The sequence below is a fragment of the Pseudomonas sp. K2I15 genome (assembly GCF_002204795.1).
In the GTDB taxonomy this organism is placed as follows: Bacteria; Pseudomonadota; Gammaproteobacteria; order Pseudomonadales; family Pseudomonadaceae; genus Aquipseudomonas.
The window spans coordinates 72,646-85,323 of the sequence record NZ_NIXO01000026.1; the positions used below are offsets into that span (position 1 = coordinate 72,646).

The 12,678-nt window shown below is 59.8% G+C and carries 9 protein-coding genes; 6 read left to right on the forward strand and 3 right to left on the reverse strand.

What is annotated here, in order from left to right; all coding sequences use genetic code 11:
• Window positions 1-7 precede the first annotated feature (7 nt).
• From CEC48_RS17090 to CEC48_RS17110, 5 genes are all read left to right on the forward strand, one after another.
• On the forward strand, window positions 8-829 hold the full coding sequence (locus CEC48_RS17090) for a molybdenum cofactor biosynthesis F family protein (protein WP_088424807.1): 822 nt from the start codon (window positions 8-10) through the stop codon (window positions 827-829).
• Window positions 822-1,622, forward strand: coding sequence for an SDR family NAD(P)-dependent oxidoreductase (locus CEC48_RS17095; protein ID WP_088424808.1), 801 nt, complete (start codon window positions 822-824; stop codon window positions 1,620-1,622). Before CEC48_RS17090 ends, CEC48_RS17095 begins: the two co-directional genes overlap by 8 nt.
• Window positions 1,615-2,376: an SDR family oxidoreductase gene (locus tag CEC48_RS17100; RefSeq protein WP_088424809.1), complete on the forward strand. Its 762-nt coding sequence runs from the start codon at window positions 1,615-1,617 to the stop codon at window positions 2,374-2,376. Before CEC48_RS17095 ends, CEC48_RS17100 begins: the two co-directional genes overlap by 8 nt.
• 174 nt (window positions 2,377-2,550) lie before the next feature.
• Window positions 2,551-7,335, forward strand: coding sequence for an RHS repeat-associated core domain-containing protein (locus CEC48_RS17105; protein ID WP_088424810.1), 4,785 nt, complete (start codon window positions 2,551-2,553; stop codon window positions 7,333-7,335).
• A 2-nt stretch (window positions 7,336-7,337) separates the two neighbouring features.
• Window positions 7,338-7,754 (forward strand): hypothetical protein, encoded by a 417-nt coding sequence (locus CEC48_RS17110; RefSeq protein ID WP_088424811.1) that lies wholly within the window; start codon window positions 7,338-7,340, stop codon window positions 7,752-7,754.
• A 105-nt stretch (window positions 7,755-7,859) separates the two neighbouring features.
• Here the strand turns inward: CEC48_RS17110 and feaR are convergent, their stop codons facing one another.
• From feaR to CEC48_RS17125, 3 genes are all read right to left on the reverse strand, one after another.
• Window positions 7,860-8,813 carry a transcriptional regulator FeaR gene (gene feaR / locus CEC48_RS17115; protein ID WP_088424812.1) on the reverse strand — a complete coding sequence of 318 codons (954 nt, stop codon included), beginning with the start codon at window positions 8,811-8,813 and terminating at the stop codon, window positions 7,860-7,862.
• A gap of 117 nt (window positions 8,814-8,930) precedes the next feature.
• Window positions 8,931-9,515, reverse strand: coding sequence for a DUF3156 family protein (locus CEC48_RS17120; protein WP_088424819.1), 585 nt, complete (start codon window positions 9,513-9,515; stop codon window positions 8,931-8,933).
• The gene (locus tag CEC48_RS17125) at window positions 9,496-10,995 is read right to left on the reverse strand and encodes an APC family permease (RefSeq protein ID WP_088424813.1); all 1,500 of its coding nucleotides are present in this window, start codon (window positions 10,993-10,995) and stop codon (window positions 9,496-9,498) included. The genes CEC48_RS17120 and CEC48_RS17125 overlap by 20 nt, the downstream gene beginning before the upstream one ends.
• Window positions 10,996-11,211: 216 nt before the next feature.
• On the opposite strand from CEC48_RS17125, the gene CEC48_RS17130 reads away from it, so the two are divergent.
• Window positions 11,212-12,540, forward strand: coding sequence for a hypothetical protein (locus tag CEC48_RS17130; protein WP_088424814.1), 1,329 nt, complete (start codon window positions 11,212-11,214; stop codon window positions 12,538-12,540).
• The last annotated feature ends 138 nt before the right edge of the window (window positions 12,541-12,678 follow it).

Here is a 12,678-nt window from a genome sequence, read left to right on the forward strand (position 1 = left end):
CATCGCAATGACCACACCTTCTGACTGGATCACCGTAGGCGCCCTGGCTGACGGCTTCGCTGCAGAGGCTTTCATCCTGCCGAATCTCGCTGATTTAAGCGGCAAGACCTTCACCCTGTACTTTGCCAATGGCTGGCAGATCGAGCACCGTTTCGAGCGCGACAGCCTGGCCTGGGTCGCCGCCGACGGTCACTCCAGTGGCAGCGCAACCTACCGTGCGACCTCGGTGCGCCCCGGCCTGTACCTGGTGGACTTCATCAAGCACGAAGGCACCCAAGCCTGGTCGGTAAGCCTGGTGCTCGACACCACCAGCGCCTCGTTCACCGCCGTACTCGGGCGCATGCCCACCCAGGAGCAAACCCGCGAAGGCCTCTACAGCCGCGCCCTGGCCGGCAAGCCCTTGACCTCGGTGGAAGTGGAATTCCTGCACGGCAGCCTCGACCGCCCCTGGCAGGCAGGCCAATGCCCACACGCCCCCACCACCGAACTGACCGGCCTGCGCAACCAGTACCGCTACAGCCCAAGCGAGGTCTACGAGCACATCTACCTCAACGACCAGTTCTACGCCTGGCAATGCCTCAAGGGCGTCGAGCAAGGCCTGTGCGACACCGACCGCTGCCACTACTACAAGATCGCCGATCAGCTGTACCTGTTTGTCTGGCGCGAAAAAATCATCCCCACCCTCGGCCTGGTGCTGATCGATCTGCAACAACATCGCAGCGACGGCAAGATCTTCGGCTATGCCGGGGCGGCTTTCGATGAGCTGTCGAACTTTCCCATCAGTTCCTACTGCCAGGTGCTCAACCGCACGGAGCACCCCGATGACTGAGCCACGCACTATTGTGATTACCGGCGCCGGCACGGGTATCGGTGCCGCCTGCGCCCGGCTGCACGCCGCCGAGGGTGCACAGTTGGTGCTGATCGGCCGTCGTCGCGAACCGTTGGAGCAGGTTGCACGGGAAACCGGTGGTTTGGTGCTGGTGGGTGATGCGGCCTGCCCTGACACATGGGCAGGCTTTGTGGAGCAGATTCGCCAGCGCTATGGCCGGATTGATGTGCTGCTGGCCTGCGCGGGCGGCCATGGAGTTGGCAGCGCCACCGATACCAGCCCGCAGACCTGGGAAGCGGCGCTGCGCAGCAACCTCGACAGCGCGTTCTACAGTGCGCGGGCGTGTTTGCCGCTGCTGCTGGAAAGTGCCGGGAATATCGTACTGATGGGCTCGATTGCCTCACTGGCCGCCGGGCCTGAAGTATGCGGCTACACCACGGCCAAGCATGCCTTGCTCGGGCTCAATCGCTCACTGGCCCGGGATTACGGCCCGCGTGGTGTGCGGGTGAACACCGTGTGCCCCGGCTGGGTGCGCACGCCGATGGCTGATGAAGAGATGCAGCCGCTGATGGACTTTTATGGCGAGACGCTGCAGCACGCCTATGACCGGGTGTGTGCCGACGTGCCGTTGCGCCGACCCGCCAGCGCTGAGGAAATCGCCAGGGTGTGCCGTTTTCTGGCTTCGAGTGAAGCGTCGATCATCACGGGCGCGACGCTGGTGGCGGATGGTGGTTCGAGCATCGTCGATGTGCCGACGTTGGCGTATGCGCGTATGGAGTTGGGTCATGAATGAAGACCTGGATTTCACTGACCGTAGCGTATTGGTAACGGGCGGTGCACAAGGCATTGGCCGGGCCATCGTTGAAGCTTTTGCCCTGCGCGGTGCGCGGGTGATGATCGCCGATCTGCAACTGGCGCAGGCACTCGTGCAGGAGCTGTGCGGCCGCGGCTGCCAGGTGGAGGCGGTAGCTGTGGATCTGGCGCAGGCGGCTGCGGTATTCGGGCTGGTTGAGGGGCTGGAACAACGTTGGGGCCGGCTGGATATTGTGGTGCATAACGCCGGGTATTTTCCGCTGACGGCGTTTGCCGAAATCACCCCAGAGATTCTCGACCGTACCTTGGCGGTCAATCTCTCGGCGTTGTTCTGGCTCACCCAGGCGGCGCTGCCGATGTTTCGCCGCCAGGGTCGGGGCTGTGTGCTGGTCACGTCTTCCGTCACAGGGCCCAGGGTCGCATTTGCGGGCCTGAGTCACTACGCAGCGTCGAAGGCCGGGGTCAACGGGTTCATTCGTAATGCAGCACTGGAACTGGCCGGTTTGAACGTTCGGGTCAACGGTGTGGAACCCGGCATGATCGCAACCCCGGCCATGGGCAATCTGGGAGATGACCAGGTAAATGCACAGATCGCCAGCCGGGTGCCGCTGGGACGGCTGGGTGCACCGGCGGATATTGCCGGGGCGATGCTGTTTCTGGCGTCGGACCTGGCGGGTTACATCACCGGGCAGACGCTGGTGGTGGACGGCGGTTCGACCTTGCCGGAGGTTTAACGAAACGTCCTACCGAACTGCCGGATAACCTCTACTCCCCTGCCCTGAGAACCTCTGCAAAGTCCCTCGCCTGATCACACAGCGCGAGGGAACGCCGATGTTTTTTACGATTAATGCCCTGCCCGATGGGGCTGCCTCTTGAATCCCGCCATAGGCTTTCTGGTCGTGGCGGCGATGGACCCCAAGACGCGCGACGTCAATGCGGTTCTCAACGACTTCACACATTGCCTGAACACCTACGACGCATGGGCCGAGAGCTTCTGGAGCTTCTCGGCACTGGATGTCGAGCAGGTGTTCAAGGTCGGCGATGAGGTTTCGCTGGTCGCGCCCATCACCCGCTCTCTGTATCCCAGCAGCACCGTCGCGACCTGCAAGGCCAATGCGTCGATGACCCTGGTGCATATGTTCCAGAGCACACGGTTCGTGCCCATAGGCAATACACCGGTGATGCTGCAGGAAATCGCGCAAGACGGTGGCCCGCTCGGCGATCCCATCCATAAGACCATCGGCCCCAGCGGCATGCTCGAAGTCACCGAGTGCACCGTCGACCGGCAGTACCGGATCAGCTTTTATCCCAACGTGTCCAGGGACCACATCAAGGCGCTGTATGCCTCCTATCAGTCCGAGATCAGCTCGCTGGAAGGCCGCTTGCGTGGCGAGTGGACGAGCACGTTCAAGCCGATATGGGAGAGCTATTCCAAGGCCGGTTATGTCGATCGGTACACTTCGCTGCAAATGGCCTACGCGCAAGGGTTTGGCAACGTGCTTTACGGCCTCTGGGACGGTATTGCGCAGCTGTACCAGTGGTTGGCAGACATCAAGCCCAACAGCGAAAAGCTCCTGCATTACCTCTCCCAGGCCGAGCTTGGAGCGCTGCTGAAGCTCAGTAAGGAGGCGATTGCCAAAGGATTGTTGATTCTCAGCGACGAGCCGCTGCTGTTCATCTACCTGTCCGCGATGGTCAGTTGGATGCGCATGCTGCCGCCCCATTACCTGTTTGAGTTGCTGGGGGAAATCACCACCGAGGTTCTGCTCAATCTGCTGTTGCTGTGGGCTACCGGCGGTATGGGTGTGGCGGTGCGGCTGGGTGCGCAGGTGCTGGGCAAGGTCAAGTCCGAGCGGGCACGGGAGTGGTTGGAGCAGATTGCCAAGTTGGGCGGTACGGCCCGGATTGACGGGCATTCCGAGGTGCTTAAGCCGTTATCGCTTCAGAGCCATGCGGTGCCGGTCAAGGCAGCGGCGGTGCCGTTGAAGGTTGGCGTGGAGGAAGTTTCGAACCCGGCGGCTCTGGTGCGGGAGCCGAAGACGGCGCGCACGGCGCTGGTGAAGCAGGAGCATGTGGATGATGCGCCTGCTTCTTCGAAAAACCCCAATGGGGATGCGTCGGTCTGCGCGGTAGACACCTGTAAAGACGGTTGCCCGGTATCGATGGTTACCGGTGAGGAGCTGCTGACCCTCACAGACGGCTCGTTGGAGGGTGTGCTCACGTTTGCCTGGACGCGGCTGTACCGCTCCAGTGCGGTGGAAGTGGATTGCGGGCTGGGGTTTGGCTGGAGTCATTCGCTGGCTCAGCGGTTGATTGTTAACGGTGACTCGGTAGTGTGGACCGATCACGAGAACCGCAGCACCACCTTTCCCCTGCCCTCTGCTGCACGGCCCGCAATCATCAACAGCCTGGCGGAAGCTGCGATTTATCTGGGCGCTTTGCCCGATGAGCTGGTACTGGCTCAAACGTCCCTTTTCTACCACTTCCGCGACGGTGTGCTGACGTCGATCAGCGATGCGTACGACAATCGGCTGCGTATTACCCGCGACTATTCCGGACGGATTCAGCGGATCGATAACGGCGCCGGCCAGGGGTTGCTGCTGCGTTATGAGCGCGGACATATCGTTGCGGTCGACTATCAGGTGCAGCGGGAGCTCGCCTGGGTTACCGAGCAGAACGTTGTTTCCTACAAGTACGACGACGCTTGGCGGTTGATTGAGGCGACCAACGCTGTAGGCGAAAGCGAGCGTTATCGGTACGACGATCAGCAGGTGATTCTGGAACGGGAACTGGCCGGTGGGGCGAGTTTCTTCTGGGAGTGGGAACGGTCCGGCAAGGCTGCGCGCTGCATCCGGCACTGGGCCAGCTTTTCGCAGATGGACACGCGATATACCTGGGACGACAAGGGCACCGTCACCGTCCACAACGCCGACGGCAGCCAGGAAGTGTATGTGCACGACCAGCGCGCACGGCTGGTACAACGGATTGATCCGGACGGCGCGGAGCACTTCAAATCCTACGATGAAAAAGGCCGGCTAACGGTCGAGCAGGATCCGCTTGGGGCGGTGACGGCGTATCAGTACGACGAAGCCGGGCGACTGATTGCACTGTTTCCCGGTGACGATGCACCCACGTCCTACGAGCATGACAACGGGTTCGTGCGGGTTGTACGCCGTGGTGACGCGGTGTGGAAATACCAGCGTAACGATCAGGGCGATGTCACCCGCAAGACTGATCCGGATGGTAGCTACACCGAATACACCTACACCAAACACGGAAAGCTCAGCGGCGTCTGGCACCCGGACAACAGCAGTCAGCGGCTGATCTGGAATGAGCGCGGCCAGCTCACCGAAGAGAAGCTGGCCAACGGTGGTGTGCGGCGTTATCGCTATGACGAGCTGGGGCGGCAGGTTGCTTGCGAGGATGAGCATGGTGCGCTGACCCAGTATCAGTGGGACGCCGTAGGTCGTTTGCTGAAAGTGATTCAGCCGGGGGGCGCCACTCGCGAATTCAGCTACAACCCGTACGGAAAAATCACTGCCGAGCGTGACGAGCTGAGCCGGGTTACTCGCTACGAGTACGCCGACGGCCTGCACCTGATCAGCCGGCGCATTAACCCCGACGGCACGCAGCTCAAATACCGCTACGACAATGTCCGGCTGTTACTCACCGAAATTGAAAACGAAGTCGGCGAAACCTATCGACTCGACTACCACGCCAACGGCCTGATCCAACAGGAAACCGGCTTTGATGGTCGCCGCACTGCCTACGTTTATGACCTCGCCGGGCATCTGCTGGAAAAGACCGAATACGGCGACGATGGCAGTCAGCTGGTTACCCGATATGAACGAGACCCAGCAGGCCGGCTTGTAAGAAAAACCCTGCCCGACCGCAGCAAGGTTGATTACACCTACGACCGCCTCGGCAATCTCCTCAGCGTCGACGACGGGAATTGGCCGCTCCACTACGAATACGACCTGCAAAACCGCCTTACCGCCGAGCACCAAGGCTGGGGCACCCTGCGCTACCGCTACGACGAATGCGGGCAACTCAACTACCTGCGCCTGCCCGACAACAACCGCCTGGCTTTCCACCACGAAAAAGGCGGCGACCTCGCCACCGTCGAACTGAATGGCAACCCGCTCACCTCGCACCTGTTCAAATCCGGCCGCGAACACCAGCGCCAGCAAGGCCAACTTCTCAGCCACTACCACTACGACGACCAGGGCCGCCTGCACGCCCACGCCATCACCCAACAAGAACAACGTCACCAGCGCCGCCAATACGACTACGACAAACGCGGCAACCTCACCCGCATCCTCGACACCCGCAAAGGCCAACACGACTACCACTACGACCCGCTCGACCGCCTGACCCGCGCCGACCACTCGCACGACCTGCAGGAGCGCTTCTTCCACGACCCCGCCGGCAACCTGCTGATGCAGGACCGCGTAGGCCCGAGTGTGATCAAAGGCAGCCGCCTGCTGATGCAAGGCGACCGTCATTACGACTACGACACCTTCGGCAACCTCCTACGCGAGCGTCGGGGCCGGGCCCAGCAGTTGGTCACCGAGTACCGCTACGACTGCCAGCATCGACTGATCAGTGTCATCCAACCGGACGGTACACAGGCCAGCTACCGCTACGACCCATTCGGTCGGCGCATAGCGAAAACCCTCGACGGCCAGACCACAGAGTTTTTCTGGCAAGGCGACACGCTGATCGCCGAGCACAGCGCTGATCATCACCAAAGCTATATCTATGAACCCAACAGCTTCCGCCCGTTAGCACTGCTGAAAGGCTACGGCCCGGAAGACGCAAAACCCTTCCACTACCAACTCGACCACCTTGGCACCCCGCAGGAACTCACCGCACCCGATGGCGAAATCGTCTGGTCCGCGCACTACCGCGCCTACGGCCAAATCGCGAAGCTGGACGTCAATACCGTCACCAACCCGCTGCGCTTCCAGGGCCAATACTTCGACCCGGAAAGCGGACTGCACTACAACCGCCATCGCTACTACAATCCGGACGTTGGTCGCTACCTGACGCCCGATCCGGTGAAGCTGGCGGGCGGGCTGAACGGATACCAATACGTGCCCAACCCGACGGGGTGGGTGGATCCGTTGGGTTTAAGTACCTGTCCGGGAGGGGATGGGTGTAAACCAAGTGCAGGCGTAGAAAAACCGACTGCGAAAGTTGATGACAGCGAGCCGCCGCTACCCAAACAAACGCAAGCCGAGCGCCGGGCAAAAATTGGCGAGCTAACGGAGGCGAACGCAAAAAGGCGGGTATTAGAATTTGAAAAGAAATACGACATGCATACTGTAGTCAAGCATGGACCAGAAATACCCGACTGGGCTATGAAGCAACGTGCGATAGATGGAACTAACCCAGCCAATGGCAAAAAAGGGAAAATAAGTTCAAGCTCCCAATTTAAAAGTTGGAAAATGCAGCTTCATGTAATAAATAAAGCTTTGTATAAGATGCAGGGTAAAAACCCTTCACCTACAGGTTTTGACAATGAAGGCAACCCAGTAGTCGTTATGGAGCTACCAGAAGCAGGACATGGATACAGGCCGAATAGTAAAGACAAACAAAATCCAAAATACTCGGAAAACATGAACAAAGCCGAAGTCCGGTTTGACAAAAACAACGTGAGCCGCCCCTTTACCGCATTCCCTGTGAGATAACAATGTTAAAAATCCCATTTATAGACGCACCCTACGAACCAAAACTCTCTCATATATTGGGAGCGCTCTCGATATATGATCAAGAAGAAACTAAAGGCGAAGCCCTTTGGCAATACAACCCTAATAATCCTGGAGACCGAGAGAAAATCATCAGGTCATTTATCTTAAACGACCTAACCTATCTAACCTACAGACACCGGTTTGTCTTAATTTCTATATTGAAAGAAGCGTTAGAAAACCCTAGCTCTGATTTTTCAAAAGAATTTGAAAGCAATCACGAAAAACATAAAATAATGGCGTGGGATGAGACAGAGATAGATGATCCGAGAGTTTTTTTTGAAGAAATCTATAAATTAGCGAGTGATGAGTGGAAACAGGAACTTCAAAAAGCCAGCATGGAAGATCAGTCTACTTGGTAGACCTGAAACTTTGAGTGTCTCCCTCATTGCACTACCGATTGCTCCTACAGTTAATCTATGGGAGCCGACGAAATACCTGCCATAAACTACCGCAAATAGGGCTACTCACCCCACCTGCTGCAACCGCCCAGCCCGAAAATCCTTCGGCGACACTTCAAACTGCTTCTTAAACGACCGACTAAAGTGCGCCGAATCCGTAAACCCCCACTTATACGCAATCGACGTAATCGATTCACTGCGCAAAAACGGGTTAGTCAAATCATCCGCACTGCGCTTCAACCGCGCCCGCTGGATATACCGGCACACGCTGTCATCCTGTTCCTCAAACAACCGGTACAAATGCCTTACCGAGATATTCAACCGACTCGCCAACCCCACCGGGCTTAACCCGGGCTGGGTCAACGACTCATCGATCACCTTCTGCACATAGCTGCGCAAATTACCGCCCTGCAACCCGCCACAGTCATCGCGCTCATCGTCTTCCTGCTCAAACGCCGAGCCCAGCAGCGACACAAACGCCGCCTGCAACGCCTGCCCCTCACCTACCGCGCCTTCGCCGTTCAATGCGTCTTTGCACAATTGATCCATCAGCACATGCAACATGCGCCCGCAGGCTTTGCTTGAGGAGATTTTGCCGAAGGTCTTGGGCTGGTTGCCGAACTGTTTGCACACTTCGTAGCGGGACAAGGAAAGGGAGGCGTGTTCGATCAGCCCGAACGGGGTGATGTCGATGGAGCCCACCGAGTCCATCAATAACAATTCACCGGGGGCGAGTTGTACGCTCTGGCCGTTTTGGGTGATCTGGCAGTAGCCGCTGCGCTGGCTGACGAGGAAGCAGTGTTGGTCGTCATCGTGATTGGCGCGCGCTTTAGGGCGGCTGATCAGGCCGGCGTTGGTGCGCAGGTTGGCCAACGGCAAACCTCCGCGGGAAAAGGTGGAGATGCTGCCGATGAACAGCGAGCGGTTGAAGGCCAGTTCTGTGTCGAAGTGACCGCAAACCGCGCGCAGATCGCGGGTCCAGCGGTCCAGCCCGTCTTGCCCAATCTGTTGCATGCTCATGGTTGTTTCCACCTTAGCTTTTTGTTTTTGTCGGGCAATAGTTAACATGTTATCTATATGCGCGCAACAAGTACGTGTCTGCCAAAGTGGTTGCACTATTGATGCCAAATCCTGTGGTCAGTGGGCCTGTAATGCGCGCTGGAAACCGCTTAACGCGTTCAGCAGCCAGGCGCGCTGATCGCTGCTCAAGGCGATGTAGCGCCGGAACGCCGGCATGCGGTTGACCACCTCGCTGCCGCCCATATGCTCAAGCCGCACGCACCACTGCCGATCCTGCAGGTCGATGCGCAGGCGCTTGAAATCCAGCGGCATCAAGGCGCGATGCAACGCACTGCCCGCCTGCAATTCGGTTTGCAGAACGCTCAACACCGCCTTGTCTCCTGAGCGCTGCCGACAGCGAATTCCGGTGCGTCGAACGGCCCCGGTGTGGTGCAGTTCGAAGCTCGCCGTGCCCTGCTGCGAGGCAGGGATGCGCAGTACGAATTCGGTCATCACCAGGTGCATCAACAGCTGGGATTCGGTGCGCTCCACGATCTCCAATTGCAACCCGAGATCGTCCAGGGCAACCCGGGCCGTCGTCGGTCCGCACACCTCATAGCCCGCCAGGCCGAGGTTGCGTCGCAGATGTTCCAGTGTGACGCCGGGCCGATACCCGGCAGGCGCACGCCGGGCGCTGAACAGTTCAGACAGTTTTTGCAGCATGGCTGACATACCCGTTGTGTGGCTGACCCGGCTCATGGGCGAACTCCTTTGCCAACACCTCTTCCACCGAGGCTGGCTTGAATGGATTGACCTTCTGCACCACCAGGGTCCAGAACAGCGCGTACGCCGCCGTGCAACCGAGCATCACGCCAAAGGGGATGTAGATGTCTGCGGGGTTCATGCCCGGCGGGGTGATAAACCACATGCCCAGCAGGATGCCGATGCTCGACAAAATCTGCGGCAGCGGAAAGAACGGCGAACGGTAGGCACGAGGCAGATCAGGACGGCGAATCCGCAACATCACCACCGACAACGTCACCAGCAGGTAAGCAAAACTCCACGCACACACCGCCGCCAGCACCAGGTGCATGATGTTGTCGGTATTGCCCCCCAGGTACAGCGCGTGCAGGCACGGGATCAGCATCGCCATCAGGATACACAGCAGCGGCGTCTTGAAGCGCGGGTGCAGGTAGGTGAAGACCTTGGGCAACGCACCGTCGACCGCCATGCCGTACAGAATCCGTGGCACACCGGCCATCAGGGTGTTGATGGTCGCAGCGCCGGCAAACAGGAAGCCGATGCCTAGCCACATCGGGCCGATGCTGCCCATGACCTGCTCGGCGAATTTCGGGATGGCCATCGGCGTGTCCAGCAGGTGCACGCCGCCAGCGGCGTCGATCAATACGTTTTCCACCTGGCGCTTCATGGCCGCGCCGTAGATGAACATGCACGTGGCCACGCCCAGCAGCCCCAGCACCATCGCCCTGGGCATGACCTTGGCCGAGTTGCGCAGGTCCGGCGCCAGCGGCGTAACGAATTCGCAGCCGACGAACATGAACATCGCCATGCCCACCAACGACAGGATGGTGATCAGGTCGGTGCCCACCAGGGATTCCCCGAACCAGCCGTCCAGCTGCACCGCCGGGGCCGCGATCAGGCCCAGCACGCCGAACACCATCAAGGTGGTCCACATGCCGAAGGTGAGGATGATTTCGGCGCGGCCGAACGCGCTGACGCCAAACGCATTCAGCACCCCGAACACAATCACGAAGCCCACCCCCAGCAACCACGAACCGCCAGCGGATTCCGCCAGGGTGTTGAGGTGTTCGAAGTTCACCAGCGCCATCACCCCAGAGAGGATGGTTTCAGCTGTACCGGCAAACACATGCACGATCAGGTAGGCCGACAAGGTGCCGGTGATCGCAAAGAACCGGCCCATGCCACAGTTGATGTAGTCGTAGACCGAGCCGGTGGTGGGCAGGATCGAGGCGGCTTCGGCGAAGGTGGTCGCCTGGGCCAGCATCATCACCACCGCAATCAACATCGCCACCGCGAAGGCGCTGCCGCCGATGCCAAACCCCATGGTCGCGGTGAGGATCACCGGGCTGGCCATGATCAGGCCAATGGTGCTCGCAAGCGCGGTGGGAAAGCCCACCGTGCCGCGTTTCAAGTGTTCGGTGAGCCGGTCGTTGATCGACATGGTGCGGATCCTCAAGAAGCGGATTTTTAGAAGTATTGGCACTCTGCGCCCCGCCCTGGCTGATCGTCTTGCTCCTGGCTGCCGCCGGTTTTGTTGCTGCCTGCCACCGCCCCGCCGCTGGCGGCCAGGGTCAATTGCCTGGCACGCAGAGGAAAGACTTGCCCGACCCCGCTCGCCCTAATGCGCCCTCAACTCAACCTGCTGGGGACTATAACAATGGAGCACACACAAAAAACCCGTCGGCTGTACAAGGCCGTGAGCCTGGGTATTGCGCTGATGATCGTCGAGTCATCGGCCCAGGCGCTCGAGCTGTATGCCGATGACGACACCAAGGTCACCGGCAACTTCCTGGCGGTGTACGGGATGTTCAACAGCCGCAAGAACTACGACGGCACCACCGGTGGTTCTACCTGGCGCGAAGGCTTTATCAAGTATGGCTTGAGCATCGACCAGCGCTTCGGCGCCCTGGGCAGCGTGTATGGCACCGCCAACCTGGTCAGCTCCGGCACCTGGGGCGACGGCGACGCGTCCGGCGTGACCACCGGCAGCGAGCGCACCACCAAGTTCGACGAAGCCTTCGCCGGCTGGCGCTCGGGCGAGCTGTTTCCGGGGCTGGGCAAGGATGGCGTCGACCTGTCGTTCGGCCGCCAGATCATCCTGCTCGGCGACGGTTTCATCATCAATGACGACGGCCCGAACCTGGGCAAGGGCGTTGGTGACGGCCAGTTCAACCGGGGCGGCGCCTACTACATTGCCGCGCGCCATGCCTTTGATCAAACCGCCGTGTTACGCCTGGGGGGCAAGGACGGCGTGCATGGCAGCGTGATGTGGATCAAGTCCGACAACCGCGCCCAGGCCAACACCGAAATGGCCGCCGGCACCCTGGACTACACCACCGCACCGGGCACCGTGGGGCTGACCTATATCCATGGCATCAGCGTCGACGATCGTTATGCCAACGACCTGCAAAGACAGCGCGCCGGGATGAACATCTACAGCCTGCGGGGCGCCGGCAATGCCGGGATCGAGAACGCGCACTTTTCCTTTGAATACGCCTGGCAGGACAAGGACGCGGGCCCGGAAAAAGCCTGGTACACCGAGGGCGGCTATACCTTCGCCGCGCTGCCGTGGTCACCAGACCTGACCTACCGCTACAGCCGCTATTCGAAAAACTGGGATGCAATGTTCGCAGGCTTCAGCCGTGGCTACGGCACCTGGGTGCAGGGCGAAGTGGCTGGTAATTACTCGGGGCCCTTCAATACCAATACCGAGGTGCAGCACGTGGCGTTGAAGGTAAAGCCACTGGACAACGTGACCGTCGGCGCGCTGTTCTTTGACTACAAGACGCTGAGCAAGGGCGGCATGCTCAACCTGGACGGCCGCGAGGTTGACCTATATGCCGAATGGGCGGTGAACGAGCACCTGATCGTCACGCCGCTGCTGGGCCTGTACAAGCCCAACAAGGATGAGAGTAACGGCGGCAATCAAGTGGGCGGCAACGGTACCAACCTCTACAGCCAAGTCACCGTGGCCGTACCGTTCTAGCGCGAGTCCAGATGTGGGAGCAACTGTCTTGATGGCCATAACCTAGGCATCGTTCTCAAAGACAGCCAAGCTCCCACAGCTCTGCGCCGTGTGACCTTTACGACATACCGCTGCCGAATCAGGCAGCGTGCGCTTTCC

What these genes read in the sequence shown, in the direction of transcription:
- CEC48_RS17130 (WP_088424814.1), top strand. Translation starts at nt 11,212, where the DNA reads ATGGAGCACACACAAAAAACCCGTCGGCTGTACAAGGCCGTGAGCCTG.
- CEC48_RS17110 (WP_088424811.1), top strand. Translation starts at nt 7,338, where the DNA reads ATGTTAAAAATCCCATTTATAGACGCACCCTACGAACCAAAACTCTCT.
- feaR (WP_088424812.1), bottom strand. Translation starts at nt 8,813, where the DNA reads ATGAGCATGCAACAGATTGGGCAAGACGGGCTGGACCGCTGGACCCGC.
- CEC48_RS17120 (WP_088424819.1), bottom strand. Translation starts at nt 9,515, where the DNA reads ATGCTGCAAAAACTGTCTGAACTGTTCAGCGCCCGGCGTGCGCCTGCC.
- CEC48_RS17090 (WP_088424807.1), top strand. Translation starts at nt 8, where the DNA reads ATGACCACACCTTCTGACTGGATCACCGTAGGCGCCCTGGCTGACGGC.
- CEC48_RS17095 (WP_088424808.1), top strand. Translation starts at nt 822, where the DNA reads ATGACTGAGCCACGCACTATTGTGATTACCGGCGCCGGCACGGGTATC.
- CEC48_RS17100 (WP_088424809.1), top strand. Translation starts at nt 1,615, where the DNA reads ATGAATGAAGACCTGGATTTCACTGACCGTAGCGTATTGGTAACGGGC.
- CEC48_RS17105 (WP_088424810.1), top strand. Translation starts at nt 2,551, where the DNA reads ATGGACCCCAAGACGCGCGACGTCAATGCGGTTCTCAACGACTTCACA.
- CEC48_RS17125 (WP_088424813.1), bottom strand. Translation starts at nt 10,995, where the DNA reads ATGTCGATCAACGACCGGCTCACCGAACACTTGAAACGCGGCACGGTG.